The organism is Clostridium sp. ATCC 25772, from assembly GCF_001573875.1.
GTDB classification, from domain to species: Bacteria; Bacillota; Clostridia; order Clostridiales; family Clostridiaceae; genus Clostridium_J; species Clostridium_J senegalense.
In genome coordinates this window covers 28,852-44,170 of the sequence record NZ_LFRG01000009.1, presented here as the reverse complement: position 1 = coordinate 44,170, position 15,319 = coordinate 28,852, and the positions used below count along the sequence as shown (strand labels likewise).

Genomic DNA, 15,319 nt, shown 5'->3' with positions numbered 1-15,319 from the left:
TTATAAAAATTTGGAGGAAATAGTATGAGGTACATTGACAATTTAAATATTAATCCATATTTTAATTTAGCAGCAGAAGAATATTTTTTAAGATATAAAAATGATGAGTATTTTATTTTATGGCGTGATGAACCTTGTGTGGTAGTTGGAAAAAATCAAAATACATTATCTGAAATAGATATGGATTATATAGAAAATAACAAAGTTAAAGTTGTAAGAAGACAGACTGGTGGAGGAGCTGTATTTCATGATCTGGGAAATTTAAATTATACTTTTATAGTTAATGATGATGGAAAAAGCTTTAATGATTTTGAAAGGTTTTGTAAGCCTATAATAGGCGTGTTAGAAACATTAGGTATTAAAGCGGAGTTTTCAGGTAGAAATGATTTGTTAATAGATGAAAAAAAATTTTCAGGAACGGCACAATGTAAATATAAAAATAGAGTTATGCATCATGGTACATTATTATTTTCTTCAGATATAACTAATTTAAGTGGTGCGTTAAAACCTAAAAAAATAAAATTTCAGGATAAAGCAGTTAAATCTGTAGTAAGTAGAATAACTAATATTTCAGAACATTTAAATTATGATTTAGATGTGTTAGCTTTTAAAAATAGAATTTTTGAATATATATTAAAAAATGAAGAAAATTCAAGAATTACTCCATTAACGCCAGAGGAAATAGATGATATTGAAAAAATTAGAAAAGAAAAGTATGAAACTTGGCAGTGGAATTTTGGAGATTCTCCTAAATATGACTTTTATAATGAGGGCAAATTTCAGGGGGGAACTGTAGAGTTAAACTTAAAGGTAGAAAAAGGAATAATAAAAGATATAAAAATATTTGGTGATTTTTTTGGTGTGAAAGATATAAGTGATTTAGAAGTAATATTGAAAGACTGTGAGCATAAAAAAGACAACGTAAAGAAAATTCTAAAAACTATAAACATTAGTGAATATTTTTCGAAAATAACTATGGAAGAATTTTTACATTTATTCTAGTAGATATAGGGAAACAATCTTCGATTTAAATTTATTCATCAAACTTTTGTTATCAGTTAAGAAAAAAATAAGCTGTTAACTATCAATGAAATATTAATTTAAAATTTTATTATTTGATAAATGAATAAGTTATGATTTAAAATGTGGATAGAAACATGTTGTGAAAATTATCCAATACTATGATTTTAAATTTATATAAGAATTTCTCAATTAATGAGGGTATAAGTTAAAATTCTAGATTGGAATCTTAGATTAAAGTTTAGTGTAAGCATAAGACGCCCTAATAAATATAGGGTGTTTTTGCTGTGGTATATTAAGGATATAAAATAAAGAAAGGAAAACACAGATGATAAGATTAGCAACCAAAAAAGATATAAAAAGTATAATTTCTATAGTAGATGAAACAATAAAATATATAAACTCAGAAGAAAAGGGAAATTGGGAATATATATACCCTAATGAACATGAAGCTGAAAAAATTATAAAAAGTAAAAGATTATTTGTCTATGAAATAGAAGGAAGTAAAATAGCAGGTTTTATATGTATGAATAACAGAGTATCAGATGAATATAAAGAAATAGGATGGTCTATTAAGGAAGATGAGTTTATGGTTATAAATACACTTGCTATAGATATAAAAATTTTAAGATGTGGTGTGGCAACAGATCTTATAAAATTTGCAGAAGAATTTGCACAAGAAAACTTAGCTAAGGCCATAAGAACAGAGGTATATTCATTAAATAAAAGAGCTCAAAAATTATTAATAAAAAATGGTTATGAGTTTAAAGGGGAAATTTATTTTAAAGAAATAAAAGATAAGAAATTTTATTGTTATGAAAAGCTTATATAAATAAAGTAAACTAAAATATTAATTCATATAGAGATTAATATTTAATTTTAGAACCCTATATAGGGAAGATAAAGCTTAAAGTTATTCATTTCATAATTGAAAATTATAAATTTTCAATATATCAGTTAAAATTCTCAGATGGGTTCTAATATCCTTAATTTTAGATTATAGGTATATAAACTCTAAGCTTAACTTATTATCATAATTTTCTTATCAACATAAATCAGTAATACAGTGCAAAGGTGAAAAGTGTATAGTAACACATATGAATAATATATCTTAAAATTTTGTATTACACTAAATTTTAGTATTCAAAGTAATGTTATTTATGTATAATTATTTGTAGATTTAAATAAAATTTTAAAGGCGGTGAAATCTTGGAGTATAAATTCAAATATGACAATGAAGAATATGTTTTAAGTGAAAATAATTGTGAAGATTTTCTAAATGATGAAGAAAATGAAGTTTTAGATTTTTCTATGGAGAAAACAATTGAACTTTTAAACAATAAAGATGATGCTTATTGGGATGTTGAATATTATAGAAGGGCTTGTCAGTTTTGTTTTAAAGGTAAAGAAGAAAATGAAAAGGTATTTAAATTTTTAGAGTACCATTTCTATGTATTTACTAAAGATAGTAAATATGTTATGAGTAATATTTCAAAAGAATATGAGAATACATCATATAATAAGCTTGAAAAAGCAAAAAAAGTTGACAATAGCTATATTGTTAATGTTATATTATGTCCATATTGTAAAAAATATTCAATAGAAATAGAACAATGTGATATGTAATTATCTTTTTACATAAATCTAAAAGTGGTAAATTAAAGATATGTTTCTAATACATAAAACAAAGGATGGTGGTTTAAATGCCAATGCTAAAAATTAGAGGAATAGAAGAAGAAAAGATTCTAGAAGTTAGCACTGAACTTATTAATGAGTTAGAAAAAATAATAAAATGCCCAAGAGATTATTTTTCTATTGAGTTGGTAAAGTCTACATATATAATGGACGGTGAAAAAGTTAAAGCACCTAATATCATAGAAGTATCTTGGTTTGATAGAGGTCAAGATATACAGGATAAAGTTGCAAAGTCTATAACAAAACATTTTAAAACAGAAGCAATGCCTTGCTTAGATATAATTTTTCATAATTTAAATGAAGAAAGATATTATGAAAATGGAGAACATTTTTAAAAGTAAAAATAAAATGTTTTAGTATGAAGATGGTAGGAAATCTAAAGTGATTATCCTGCTATTTTTTTAAAAAGAGTTTATTTTTCCTATTATATGATATAATACTAAATAACTATTTTAAGAAATATTTTATTTTAAGGCATTTATACAAGAGATAAAGAAATAAACTCCAAGTTAAATTTTTGTTATTTGTTGAGAAAAACAAGTACAACTATAGTTAAGTAAAAGTAAATTAAGAAATAATTTTAAATTTGTGCAATAAATTTTAAAAATAATATATGTGGAGGTAATTTAGGTGAGCGTAAAAATAATCACTGATAGTACTAGTTATATACCAAAGGAATATATAGAAAAATATGATATATCAATAGTATCTTTAAATGTAGTTTTAAATGGCAAAAGCTATAGGGAAGTAGATTTGGAAAATAACTTTTTTTATAAAGAGATGGATAAATGTTCAAGTATTCCAACTTCATCTCAACCTAGTGTAGAAGAGTTTTATAATATATTTGAAAATATCGTTAAAAATGATGATGATATAGTAGGCCTTTTCATTTCTTCTGAAATGAGTGGTACTTATTCAACTGCCAATCTAGTTAAAAATATGATTTTAGAAAATTATCCTGACAGAAAGGTAGAAATTATAGATTCAAGATCTAATTGCATGCAAATGGGGTTCGCAGCAATAGAAGGAGCTAGGACCGCAAAAGAAGGAAAAGATATTTCTTCTGTTGTAGAAAATATAAATAGTGTAATTAATACTAGTAGATTTTTATTTGTTCCGGATACATTAGATTACTTAAAAAAAGGTGGAAGAATTGGTGGTGCTGCTGCACTATTTGGTGCAATACTTCAAATAAGACCCATATTAACAGTGGAAAATGGAGTAACAACAGTTTTAAATAAAGTTAGAACTAAGAAAAAAGCAGTAGATAAAATTGTAGAAACAGTAATAAATGATGTAACTAATAAAGGCATTGGGAAAATGATAGTCCATCATATAAACTGCGAAGAAGAGGGAAAAGAGCTTGCAAATAGATTAAAAGAAAAGTTAAATATAGAGATAGCTATACAATCTATAGGACCAATAATAGGATTACATGTAGGACCTAAAAGTATAGGGGTAGCATACTACACTGAAAAATAAATTTTAAAAATTAAACGCTACTTATTTAGATGGCTAACATAGTTAAAAAAATAGTAGTATTCATAAAATATATTATGAATACTACTATTTTAAAAATATATACTATAATTATTTGCAAAAATGTATTGCATCTTTGATGTATTAACTATATAATACACTTAAAGATTAAAATATAAATGATAAGTTTGCATAGTAATGCGAATATATTTATTATATTTTTTTCGTTATAGTGTATTAATGTAATAATACACTATTAAAGGAGGGGGAAGCAATGGAGTTAAGTGAAGTTTTAGTTTTTATTTTAGGATTACCTATACTTATGATACTTGTTTTTATAAGGGATATTAAAAGAAAAAATAAAAACGAATTTATAGATTATAATAGGGAATTTTTATGGATATTGCTTGTTATTTATGTGCTTTTAATTATAGCTATTTCATTTTTCCCATTACAAATAAAAGTAAGAAAAGATATTCTTTGTAGTCCAGTAGATTTGGTAATATTCTTTCAACATTTAAAGAATAATACTATGGATTTCAATTTGTTAAAAGAATTTATTTATAATAAAGAAGCTTTAATAAATTTTGTAATGTTTATGCCCTTAGGAGTATTTTTACCGTTATTATATGAAAAATTTAAGAGTAAAAAGAAAATGGTTTCCATAGTGATTTTAATTTCTATAATTATTGAATTCATTCAATATTGTTTATATTACTTAGGGAATAATCAAAGTTTTGATTTTATCAATATAATTTTGAATGTTTTAGGTGCAACATTAGCTTATAATGTTTACAATTTAATTTTGATTAAAATGGAGAAGTTGAATTTGAATAGATAATTATTTTATATATAGTAAAGAGGTGAGTTAAATGATTCAAGTTAATAATGCTTTTAAAAAATTCGGAAAGATTAAGGCAATAGATGGAGTTACTTTTTCTATAAAAGAAGGGAAAATTACTGCTTTGTTAGGTATTAATGGAGTTGGTAAATCCACAATGTTAAAAGCTATAATGGGGCTTATAAGTTTAGATGATGGTGAAATTTTAATTGATAATGAAAAAAGAACTTATAAAACTTATAATAAAATAGCTATGGTTCCAGATGTGCATATACAATATCCAAATATGACAATAAAAGACGCTTTTGATTATATGGATGTGTTTTATAACAATTGGGATATGGAGATGGCTTATAACATGCTAAAAATGTTTAAGCTAACTGATGATAGAGAAATGTACAAATTATCTAAAGGAAACTTGGCAAGAGTTAAAATAATTTTAGGGTTTTCACAAAAGGCAAAGTATCTTTTATTAGATGAACCTTTCTCAGGAATTGATATATTTACACGAGAAGATTTCATAAGTTCAATGATAAATTACATGGATGAAGATATGGCTATAGTAATAACTACTCATGAAATCAAAGAAGTAGAAAATATTGTAGATGAAGTTATATTGATGGATAATGGAAAAGTTGTACTAGAATTTAATGCAGAGGATGTAAGATTTGAAGAAGGAATGTCAATTGTAGACAAGATGAGGGAGGTTTACAGGGGTGAGAAAAGACAATAAATTTATATACCTATTTAACAATGAAATAGATAGAGGAAAAAAGATTTTACTTATAAGTTTTCTATTATTAATGGTATTGACAGTAGTTTTATATGGAAGTCAAGTTATAGGATTAAAATCACAGGTGATAGATGCAATAAAAGATGGGAATTTAGATTTTTACTTAAATTCAAAATATGGTCCAGGAGTAAAACTTAGTCCTTTAGGCTTTAATTATAATAGTTTTGTAAATGGAATCTTAGGTTTTTTTATAGGGTTTGTAATATTACTTGTATATTCGGCATTTTCATGGTACAGAGAATGGTTTGGAATGAATAAAACAATATATTCTCTTATGATGTTACCAATATCTAGAGGAAAAATAATAATAGCAAAATTGTTATCAATAGTTGGATACCTTTTTGTTTTAATTGCAACTCAAAGTATAGCTGTAACTTTAAATTATTATTTATTCTATATGCTAATACCTAAAGAAGCAGTTGAAAAAATAAGTTTAATTTTTTATCTAAAGCAAATTGATTTTTTTGTTGGTGCATTTGGGTTTATAAGTATTGTGTTATTTTTTATGTTTTTTATTTCTGTTGTATTAATTATTTTTACAGCAGTATTTATAGAAAGATATATAAAAATAAAAGGTTTAATTTTAAGTATAATTTATGGATGTATATTTATAGCAATATATACCATTGTGCCATTTAAATTTTTAAATTTATTTCAAACTGAAATTATAGCATATTTTATTATAGTTTTCACTGGAGCAATTATACTTAATTTTTATGTAGCAAAATATTTATTAGAAAATAAGGTTTCAGTATAAAAACATATAAATAAGGAGGATAAAAATGAAAAAAAAGTTTAATATAACAGTGCTTACTATATCTTTCATCATAACTTTAATTTATATGTTTGCTATTAATATAAATAATTTTGAAAACAAAGTGATAAATATAGAAAAAATAAACGGAAAATTTTCAGAGTTAGGTAATGTAAAGATAAAGACACTAACTCAAGCAGATAGGTTTCATGCAAACAAATTTATATTAGATAATAGTGGGAAAGTTAGTAAAGAAAAAGTAAAGTATGATTATTATAGAGATGTTGGAGAAGAGGTTTTACAAGATAAAAGTTTATTTAGAGATAGTATAGAATTGAGAAATTCGATTGTTAGCGAAAATGAAAAATTTAAAGTAGTTATTGGTAATAAAGAGGAACAAAGATTTAATATGTCTTCTTATAAAAATACATTAAATATATCTTGTAAAGATAAGGACACAAATTCTATAAAAAAATTCAATGCAGAATTAAATTGTACTGGAAATATTGATTTAATATATTCAACCATTTATAAGGAGAAAGTATACTTAATATTTGAACATACTGATTTACAAGAAAAGGATCATAAAACATCTATAAGTTTAGCAGTAATAGATGTAAATGATAAGTCAGTAGTTGAATCTAAAAATATTGCAATAAAAGATAAGAGAATTTTGGAGAGTTTTGGGATTTTTCAAAGGGATGAAAAAATATATATTCCATTGGTAGATAGAAATCTTGAATATAATAAAACTGTTAATTTAACTATGGGTGCTATTGATATAAATACTTTAGAATTTAATTCTATAGATTATGGAATTTTTGAAAATAAAGATTACAATTTGAGAATAAATGGAAATGTTTGTTTAGAAGATGAAAACTTATTTATGATTATAGACATAAATAATGATATAGAAAATATTAATGAATCTAAGTTTATTATCTTTGATTTAAATGAAAATAAATTTAAAGAGAACAAAGAAGTTAAAATAAATAATGGCGATAATTTAATATCTATATCTGATTTTATGGTAGATGGTAACAATATGATAATTTTATATAATAATATAGATTTAGAAAGTGGAAATCCCTCTAAAGAAAAATACGTAAAAGTTATAGATATGTCAACTAATAAAGACGTTTTTTTAGGAAAAATGAATAGTAATATATTAGAGTCACAATGGAGAGAAGATTATCATTTAATTAAAAATAAGTAGTAACAAAGGAGAAAAAATGAATTTAACAGTAGTTTCAGTAGGTAAGTTAAAGGAGAAATATTTAAAGCTCGCTATAGATGAATATAGTAAAAGACTGAGTAGATATTGTAAATTAGATATTATAGAGCTACCAGATGAAAAAACTCCAGATAATGCTTCAAAAAAAGAAGAATTGGCCATAAAAGAAAAAGAAGGACAAAATATTTTAAAGCATATAAAAGATAATAGTTATGTTATAGCATTAGATTTAAAAGGAGAGATGATTTCTTCAGAAAAATTAGCCTCATATATAAAAGATTTAGGGGTAAGAGGGAATAGTAATATAGTTTTTGTTATTGGTGGTTCTTTGGGAATTAGTGAAAGTGTAATAAAAAGGGCTGATTATAAATTATGTTTTTCTAAGATGACATTTCCACATCAACTTTTTAGGGTAATGCTTTTAGAACAAATTTATAGAGCATATAGAATAAATAATAATGAGCCATATCATAAATAGTTAATATAGCTAAGGAATATAAGTTTGTATAGAATTAAGTGGAAGCCTTACTTAATGATAATACAGAAAATCATATAATAAATCAGTTTGAGCACCAAGTAAGGAGATGGTTGAATGAATTTTGTGGTTAATGATAAAGAACCTATATATCTCCAAATTATCAGACACGTAAAACAATCTATAGTTAAAGGAGATCTAATGCCTGGGGATACAATTCCATCTAGAAGAGAACTTGCAGAAATGTTAAAGGTAAATCCTAATACAGTACAAAGGGCATATAAGGAGATGGAGAGTATGAGAGTTATAAATACAGTGAGAAATTTTCCAAGCAGTATAACTGCAGATGAGAAAATTATAAATGGTATGAAGAGGGAATTAATAGATAATGCTTTAGTTGACTTTATAGAAAGCATGAAGGCAATAAATGTTTCTAAAGAAGAAGTTATAAAAATAATTGAAGAAAGATATTAAATATTAATGGATAGTGGATATTTTAGAATGAAACAACAATTCAATTTCAAAAAGTAATTTGTGTTTTAATAGAAGTTTTTATAAGTGTCCATTGTCCATTTTAGATTGTCAATTAATTTTAAATTTAAGGGGGAAAAAGATGAAGTATTTTGAAAAAAAGTTAAGTGTTTTTCTGACTACATTGATTTTTATGGTAAGTATTTTTGTTCCAATGAACATCTTTGCAGCAGAGGAGAAAAAAGCTAATAATGATGTGATTATAGAAAGTATTGACTATGGATATGATAAAACATTTAAGATAGGTTATGAATGTCCAGTCACTATTAAAGTAAAAAACAATGGGAAAGATTTTAATGGTGATATTAAAATTTTAATTCCAACTAAGACCATAGGTTTTATGAGTAGTAATAGCTATGGTGGATATGATGCATACACAAAATCAATAAGTATGGAATCAGGAAGCGAAAAGATTATAACTATGGATATAAAACTTGATAATTACGTTGATAATTTAGTTAAAGTTTATAAAGATAATAAAGTTGTTGCTGAAAAAAATTTTAAAGCACTTGGAGGAAGTTTTTCAGGAACTCCTTATATAGGCGTTTTATCAGAAGATAATGTTAATATGGCATACACTAAGAATATTGCTATTAGTGACAGTGCTCAAAGTGTTGTAGTTAATTTTACAGAAAAAGATTTTCCACAAATATATAATGGATTAACATCGTTTAATACAATAATAATAAGTAACTTTGATACATCTAAGCTATCAGAGAATCAGTATGATGCTTTAAAGAAGTGGGTAGAAAAAGGTGGGAATTTAATAATAGGCACAGGAGAGAATTATAAAAAAACTCTTAGCATATTTAAAGATGATTTTATTAAGGGCAGTGTAGATGGAACATCTGTTATAAAAAGTACAAAACTTGATGAAAATGGAACAGAAGTAAATATTGCTAATTTAACTGTGGATAATAGTGAAACTGTACTAGAAGAAAGTGGTAAGGGTATTCTTCTTAAAAGTAAAAAACAAGGAGGAACAATACTTATAACAACTTTTGACTTAACAAATTCAGCAGTTGTAAATTCTAATAAAATTAGTGATTTTATAACAGAAAATATTAAAGTATATGGTACAGATAATATTTTAAATGAAAATGATAATAATAATTTATTTTGGAATGTTGAAAGCGTATTATCTACTTTTTCAGAAACGAATAAAATAAGTGTGAAAATGTTATTTTCAATATTCACAATATATATAATATTTATTTTTCCATCAGCTTATTTTATTTTAAAGAGAAAAGATAAAAAAGAGAAAATGTGGTATGCGGTACCAGTGTTAGCTGTTATATTTTCTATAGTAATAATAGGATATATAAAAGTATGTGGGGTTAATGATAAATATGTAACATCATTAAATATAATAAATCTTACAAAAGATAGTGAGACATTAGAAAGTTATATACAATTTAATAATTTGAGTAAAGGTAATAACAAGATAGAATCAAACTATGATTTGCAAAGAATTTCTATGGATCAAAGTAGTAATTATGACCAAGAAAAGTCAGTACCAAATAAAATAAAATCAACTATAAATTTAGATGATAATAGTTTTACATTGAATAGTGTAAATGTAATTGATAGTAATAAGATAAAAGGAAATGCCATAAGGACAAGCTCTGGAGACATGTCCTTAGAATTATTTTTAAAAGACAAAGATATAATGGGGAAAATAAAAAATAATACAGATTATAAAATAGAAGATGCATTTGTAGTGGTTAAGGAGGGTAGTGTTATAAAGCTAGATACTATAGAACCAAAAAGTGAAAAAGAATTTAGTTTAATAACATCATCTATAGTTGGAAACTTAAAAAATGGACCGTGGGAAGTTATAAATAACTTTTTTAAGATAAATCAAGGTTCATTTAATAAATTATCAAAAAAAGAACAAATAAGTGAAAATCAAAAGGCTGAAATATACACAATGGTTTTACAAAACTATTATGAAAAAAATAAAGAAAATTATATTTTAGGTGGGCTTATAAATAATTTTAAATTAGAACCTATAAAAATAAATAACAAAGAATCAAAGCAATATGGAAAAAATATGTTGGTTACTAATTTAAATACAAAAATAAATGTTGAATCTAATGTTGAAATTAATATTCCAAAAGAATTTATAAGTTATTCAGTTAATCCACTTGAGGGAAATTTTAATTATGATTCATATTCAAATAGTATTTATGATAATTCAGAAGTAGAAGTTTTATATGAGTTAGGAAATAGTTTTATCTATAATAGCTTAGATATTAATTTTGAAGGTATGAATGCTGAGTATAAAATTTATAATAAACAAACTAAGACATATTATGATATTGGAAAAGGCAATGCAAAGCAATCTATAAATAAAGATGAGATAAACAATTACTTAAATGAAAATGGACAAATAAAAATTATAATAAAAACAGCAGAACAAGGAAGTGCTACAATACCTCAAATAAGTGGTAAAGGGGTGACAAAATAATGTTAGTAATAAAGAATTTAGTTAAAAATTATGGTTCTTTCAAAGCAGTAGATAATTTGAATTTACATGTAAAAAAAGGTGAAATATTTGGATTTGTTGGTCCAAATGGAGCAGGTAAAACAACTACTATGAAAATTGTCAGTGGACTTTTAGATTGTGAGAATGGAGAAGTTTTTATAGATGGTGTTGATGCTATAAAAAATAGAAGAGAAGTAAAAAGAAAGATTGGATATATGCCAGATTTCTTTGGTGTCTATGATGATTTGAAAGTGGATGAATACTTAGAGTTTTATGCATCAATATATGGAATAGAAGGAAAAGAAAAAGATGAACTAATTAATGATTTATTAGAACTAGTTAATTTATCTCATAAAAAAGATGCATATGTAGATGATTTATCTAGAGGAATGAAACAAAGGTTATGTCTTGCTAGATGTCTTGTTCATAACCCTAGCTTATTAATCTTAGATGAGCCAGCATCTGGTATGGATCCTAAAGCAAGAATAGAAATGAAAAATATTCTTAGAACTTTAAAAGAGATGGGAAAGACAATAATAATAAGTTCTCATATACTTCCAGAGCTTGCAGAACTTTGCACTAATTTAGTAATAATACAAAATGGAAAAGCTGTTACAAGTGGTACTGTTGAAGAAGTTATGGATAAAGCATATAAAACAAAATTTATAAGATTAAAGGTTTTAAAAGATGTAGAAAGTGCAATAAAGTTACTAAAAGAGTATGTAGAAATTGGAGAAATAAAAAAAATAGGAAGCAATGTAGCAACAGCATCTTTTTCAGGTAGTGAAGAGGTTATGTGTAATATTTTAGAAGGATTAATAAAGGAAAATATAAAAGTTGTTAGTTTTAATACTATAGACGGAAATTTAGAAGAAGTATTTATGAAGGTAATTGGAGGTGATGATAATGAGAAATAATGTAAAAATGAATCCAGTATTAAAAAAAGAATTAAGAACATCTATGCGTAATGTTAGAGGAAGTTTGCTTGTAATATGTTACTTAGCTGTATTAATGTTAACATTGTGTGGAGGATTATATATTCAATCAAGTTATAGAGGGATGATAACAAAAAATGATGCTATTGGTACTTTTATATTTTTAATGATAGTACAATTTGCATTAATATCAATAATATCACCAACTATTGCATCAGGTGCTATATCTTCTGAAAGAGAAAAGCAAACATTGGATATACTTCTTACAACCGACATGAGCTTTTTATCTATAATTACAGGAAAACTTGGAGCGTCACTAAGTAAAATAATTTTACTTATAATTTCATCAACACCTATATTTGTATTTTTGTTATCTTATATAGGAATAAATACTTTAGGCATATTTGGCATATTAATAATCAACATAGTAGCAGCTACTTTTGTTGGAGCAATTGGAATTTATTATTCTACACGTTTTAAGAAAACTATAGTAGCAACGGTATTTTCATATATAACAATATTTTTAATATATGTAGGACCAGTAATAATGTGCGCTATGTTACAAGTTTATAAATATAATAATGGAATACAATTTGATCCTGCTAAGCAATTTTATTGGTACTTGCTTATAAGTCCAGCAGTAGGATTTATGACATTAATATTTTCACAACTTGGAATATCCCTTACAGAAATTTTTGGAAAAACTCTAGAAATTAATTTTCTTGGAATAACATCATATATGATAACAATAATTTTTATGATAATAGCAACAATACTAATAATACTATTAGCAGCAAGAAAAATAGATCCAACAAGAAAGAAACAGCATTTATTTAATTTAAAAAATAAAAAGAATTAAAAATGTAACCTGTATGATATGTTGGACAATAAAAATTAATTTTTAAAAGTAGTATTTTAAAAGAAAAAATTTCAATTGTATAGTTAATACTAGTAAAAAGGAGAAGATATGAGGGAGTTATTAGGGTTCATAATATCAATATTCATGATAACAATTTTGAATATTTTTTTAAACAAAAGCAATAAGAACTTTGAAAATAAAATAAGATGGCAACATTACTTTTTTGGATACATGTTTATAGTATATCTTATAATTGCGTTAATAGAAGTAGGATTTCCTTCTTTAAGTGAATGGCAAAGAATTTCAAGGCTTAATAAACCTATATTTAATCCTGAAATAAATTTAGTACCTTTTAAAGATGGACTTGAGATTTCATCTATACTTAATATAATATTTTTTATGCCTTTTGGATTTTTATTGCCAACCTTATGGAGAAAGTATAGAAAATTATTGCCAACATTATATCAAGGAATATTATTTTCACTTATTATTGAGATTAGTCAAATGTTTGTTTTATATCGTATAACTGATATTAATGATTTAATAATGAATACGATAGGAACTATTTGTGGGTGGGTTGTTTTTAATATTATGAGTAAGGTTTTCCATGGACTTAATAATAAAACTGTGATTCAAACGGTTTCTAATGACGCCATAATTATTAAGTTGGAACCTTATCTGTATATTGTGATTGCAATTGTAAGCTCATTCTTATATTAAAAGTATAATTATAATATTTTATAAGCTGAATACACGCCAACAAAGTTTTTCATTATTATTTATGTTAAATTAAGGTTCAACAGATTATAACCTATGAGATTCTAAGATAAATTATGAGATTTATCTTAAAACCTCATAGGTTTAAAGTTAAACCTAAAAACTCTAAAATTATAGTGTTAAAAGTAATGATGAAAAATTAAAAGAAAGAAATTTCATGGAGTAAAGTGTCGTAGCTTTACTAATATGTTTAGAATTCTATAATTAATCAAATTAGAAAGGGTGATGTTGTGAAAGAAATAAAAAATACTCTATTTAAATGTAAGATACGAATTTTTATTAAAAAACTAATAAACAACCTATTAATAGGGCTTATAGTTGGATTCCTTATGGTTATTGCTTTAAAAGGAATATCATTTTTTATTCCAACTTATGATTACATAAAAAAATCATTAATATTAATAGGATGTACATCATTAGTTTCAATTATATATAGTGTGGTTAAGTTTCCTACATATAAAGAAACAGGAAAAGTTGTAGATTATATTAATTTAAAAAATAGAGTTACTACTCTTTTAGAAATGGAAGATAATAATAGTCCATATTATGAATTATTATTTGAAGATGTAAAATTACAACTTAAAAATTTTGATATAAAGAAACTAAAAATAAAGCCCAATAAAAAGTATATCAAAATCTTCAGCATTACTTTTTTGGCCTTTTTTTTAGCAATATTTATACCAAATCCTTTAAAGGAAGAGGCATCTAAATTAAAAGCATTAAATACAGAGCAAAAAAATGAAGTTAAAAAAGTAGAAAAAATAGAAAAAGAATTAAAAAGCGATAAAGAAGTAAGTGAGATAAAAAAATTTCAAATTGAAAATCAATTAAAAGAGCTTAAAAAGGAAATTAAAAAAAGTAAAAGCGAAAAAGAAATAGCAAAGGCTCTAGAAAAAACTAGCGTGAAATTAGATAATGTAAAAAACAAAAATTTAAACAATATTGTTAAAAATTTAGAAAAAAATAAGAACACAGAAAAGTTAGCAGAAGCTTTAAAAAATAAGGATAAAAAGAAAACAGAAGAAGAACTTAAAAACTTGAAAAATAAAATTAAAAATATGAAAGACGATGAAAAAAATAAATTAGCAGAGTCGTTAAAAGAAGCTATGGAAAATACTGATAATGAAGAGCTAAGTAAAGCATTAAAAAATGTTATGAATAATATGGAGGGAAATGATGAGAATTTAGAATCTTCATTAAATGACTTAAACAGTGAATTAAGTGAAGAAATGAATGACGATGCTATAGAATCTGTAAAAGGCAAGGTAGCTAAAGGATGCAATAGTAGTGGTGGTACATGAACTGCTGGATCAGGTAGCAGTGGAACTGCAAGTAAATCGTCATCAAGTGGAAATGGTAGCGGAAATGGCAATGGTAGCGGAAATGGTAATGGTAGTGGTGCTGGAAGCGGAACAACAGTAAAAGATACAACTAAAGG

Annotated in this window: 17 protein-coding genes; all 17 read left to right on the top strand. The window is 24.8% G+C overall.

The features are described 5' to 3' along the window. Positions 1 to 24 precede the first annotated feature (24 nt). The 17 genes from AZI32_RS04415 (at position 25) to AZI32_RS19020 (ending at position 15,303) form a co-directional block, all read left to right on the top strand. Positions 25 to 1,002: a lipoate--protein ligase gene (locus AZI32_RS04415; protein WP_061994690.1), complete on the top strand. Its 978-nt coding sequence runs from the start codon at positions 25 to 27 to the stop codon at positions 1,000 to 1,002. A 346-nt stretch (positions 1,003 to 1,348) separates the two neighbouring features. After that, on the top strand, positions 1,349 to 1,852 hold the full coding sequence (locus tag AZI32_RS04410; RefSeq protein ID WP_061994689.1) for a GNAT family N-acetyltransferase: 504 nt from the start codon (positions 1,349 to 1,351) through the stop codon (positions 1,850 to 1,852). Between the two features lie 377 nt (positions 1,853 to 2,229). Further along, positions 2,230 to 2,646, top strand: a complete 417-nt coding sequence (locus tag AZI32_RS04405; RefSeq protein ID WP_061994688.1) for a DUF3785 family protein — start codon at positions 2,230 to 2,232, stop codon at positions 2,644 to 2,646. A gap of 77 nt (positions 2,647 to 2,723) precedes the next feature. Further along, positions 2,724 to 3,050, top strand: coding sequence for a DUF1904 family protein (locus AZI32_RS04400; RefSeq protein WP_061994687.1), 327 nt, complete (start codon positions 2,724 to 2,726; stop codon positions 3,048 to 3,050). A 295-nt stretch (positions 3,051 to 3,345) separates the two neighbouring features. Further along, positions 3,346 to 4,197: a DegV family protein gene (locus AZI32_RS04395; protein WP_061994686.1), complete on the top strand. Its 852-nt coding sequence runs from the start codon at positions 3,346 to 3,348 to the stop codon at positions 4,195 to 4,197. Positions 4,198 to 4,468: 271 nt separating this feature from the next. Further along, positions 4,469 to 5,035 (top strand): VanZ family protein, encoded by a 567-nt coding sequence (locus AZI32_RS04390; RefSeq protein WP_061994685.1) that lies wholly within the window; start codon positions 4,469 to 4,471, stop codon positions 5,033 to 5,035. Positions 5,036 to 5,066: 31 nt separating this feature from the next. Beyond that, positions 5,067 to 5,768 carry an ABC transporter ATP-binding protein gene (locus AZI32_RS04385; RefSeq protein WP_061994684.1) on the top strand — a complete coding sequence of 234 codons (702 nt, stop codon included), beginning with the start codon at positions 5,067 to 5,069 and terminating at the stop codon, positions 5,766 to 5,768. Continuing rightward, positions 5,752 to 6,585, top strand: coding sequence for an ABC transporter permease (locus AZI32_RS04380; RefSeq protein WP_061994683.1), 834 nt, complete (start codon positions 5,752 to 5,754; stop codon positions 6,583 to 6,585). Before AZI32_RS04385 ends, AZI32_RS04380 begins: the two co-directional genes overlap by 17 nt. 25 nt (positions 6,586 to 6,610) lie before the next feature. Further along, positions 6,611 to 7,798, top strand: coding sequence for a hypothetical protein (locus tag AZI32_RS04375; RefSeq protein WP_061994682.1), 1,188 nt, complete (start codon positions 6,611 to 6,613; stop codon positions 7,796 to 7,798). A gap of 16 nt (positions 7,799 to 7,814) precedes the next feature. After that, entirely contained in the window at positions 7,815 to 8,294 is a 480-nt protein-coding gene (gene rlmH / locus AZI32_RS04370) for a 23S rRNA (pseudouridine(1915)-N(3))-methyltransferase RlmH (protein ID WP_061994681.1), read from the top strand. Between the two features lie 114 nt (positions 8,295 to 8,408). After that, on the top strand, positions 8,409 to 8,765 hold the full coding sequence (locus tag AZI32_RS04365; protein ID WP_061994680.1) for a GntR family transcriptional regulator: 357 nt from the start codon (positions 8,409 to 8,411) through the stop codon (positions 8,763 to 8,765). A gap of 139 nt (positions 8,766 to 8,904) precedes the next feature. Further along, complete coding sequence (locus AZI32_RS04360) at positions 8,905 to 11,292, top strand: hypothetical protein (protein ID WP_061994679.1); 2,388 nt, start codon at positions 8,905 to 8,907, stop codon at positions 11,290 to 11,292. After that, positions 11,292 to 12,227 carry an ABC transporter ATP-binding protein gene (locus AZI32_RS04355; protein WP_061994678.1) on the top strand — a complete coding sequence of 312 codons (936 nt, stop codon included), beginning with the start codon at positions 11,292 to 11,294 and terminating at the stop codon, positions 12,225 to 12,227. Before AZI32_RS04360 ends, AZI32_RS04355 begins: the two co-directional genes overlap by 1 nt. Beyond that, the gene (locus AZI32_RS04350) at positions 12,217 to 13,104 is read left to right on the top strand and encodes an ABC transporter permease subunit (protein ID WP_061994677.1); all 888 of its coding nucleotides are present in this window, start codon (positions 12,217 to 12,219) and stop codon (positions 13,102 to 13,104) included. Before AZI32_RS04355 ends, AZI32_RS04350 begins: the two co-directional genes overlap by 11 nt. 108 nt (positions 13,105 to 13,212) lie before the next feature. Next, positions 13,213 to 13,824, top strand: coding sequence for a VanZ family protein (locus AZI32_RS04345; protein WP_061994676.1), 612 nt, complete (start codon positions 13,213 to 13,215; stop codon positions 13,822 to 13,824). 287 nt (positions 13,825 to 14,111) lie between these two features. Continuing rightward, entirely contained in the window at positions 14,112 to 15,182 is a 1,071-nt protein-coding gene (locus AZI32_RS04340; RefSeq protein ID WP_061994675.1) for a hypothetical protein, read from the top strand. Further along, positions 15,169 to 15,303 (top strand): hypothetical protein, encoded by a 135-nt coding sequence (locus tag AZI32_RS19020; RefSeq protein ID WP_275934972.1) that lies wholly within the window; start codon positions 15,169 to 15,171, stop codon positions 15,301 to 15,303. Before AZI32_RS04340 ends, AZI32_RS19020 begins: the two co-directional genes overlap by 14 nt. Positions 15,304 to 15,319: the final 16 nt, after the last annotated feature.

What these genes read in the sequence shown, in the direction of transcription:
- AZI32_RS04345 (WP_061994676.1), top strand. Translation starts at nt 13,213, where the DNA reads ATGAGGGAGTTATTAGGGTTCATAATATCAATATTCATGATAACAATT.
- rlmH (WP_061994681.1), top strand. Translation starts at nt 7,815, where the DNA reads ATGAATTTAACAGTAGTTTCAGTAGGTAAGTTAAAGGAGAAATATTTA.
- AZI32_RS04400 (WP_061994687.1), top strand. Translation starts at nt 2,724, where the DNA reads ATGCCAATGCTAAAAATTAGAGGAATAGAAGAAGAAAAGATTCTAGAA.
- AZI32_RS04355 (WP_061994678.1), top strand. Translation starts at nt 11,292, where the DNA reads ATGTTAGTAATAAAGAATTTAGTTAAAAATTATGGTTCTTTCAAAGCA.
- AZI32_RS04375 (WP_061994682.1), top strand. Translation starts at nt 6,611, where the DNA reads ATGAAAAAAAAGTTTAATATAACAGTGCTTACTATATCTTTCATCATA.
- AZI32_RS04410 (WP_061994689.1), top strand. Translation starts at nt 1,349, where the DNA reads ATGATAAGATTAGCAACCAAAAAAGATATAAAAAGTATAATTTCTATA.
- AZI32_RS04390 (WP_061994685.1), top strand. Translation starts at nt 4,469, where the DNA reads ATGGAGTTAAGTGAAGTTTTAGTTTTTATTTTAGGATTACCTATACTT.
- AZI32_RS04365 (WP_061994680.1), top strand. Translation starts at nt 8,409, where the DNA reads ATGAATTTTGTGGTTAATGATAAAGAACCTATATATCTCCAAATTATC.
- AZI32_RS04415 (WP_061994690.1), top strand. Translation starts at nt 25, where the DNA reads ATGAGGTACATTGACAATTTAAATATTAATCCATATTTTAATTTAGCA.
- AZI32_RS04350 (WP_061994677.1), top strand. Translation starts at nt 12,217, where the DNA reads ATGAGAAATAATGTAAAAATGAATCCAGTATTAAAAAAAGAATTAAGA.
- AZI32_RS04385 (WP_061994684.1), top strand. Translation starts at nt 5,067, where the DNA reads ATGATTCAAGTTAATAATGCTTTTAAAAAATTCGGAAAGATTAAGGCA.
- AZI32_RS04360 (WP_061994679.1), top strand. Translation starts at nt 8,905, where the DNA reads ATGAAGTATTTTGAAAAAAAGTTAAGTGTTTTTCTGACTACATTGATT.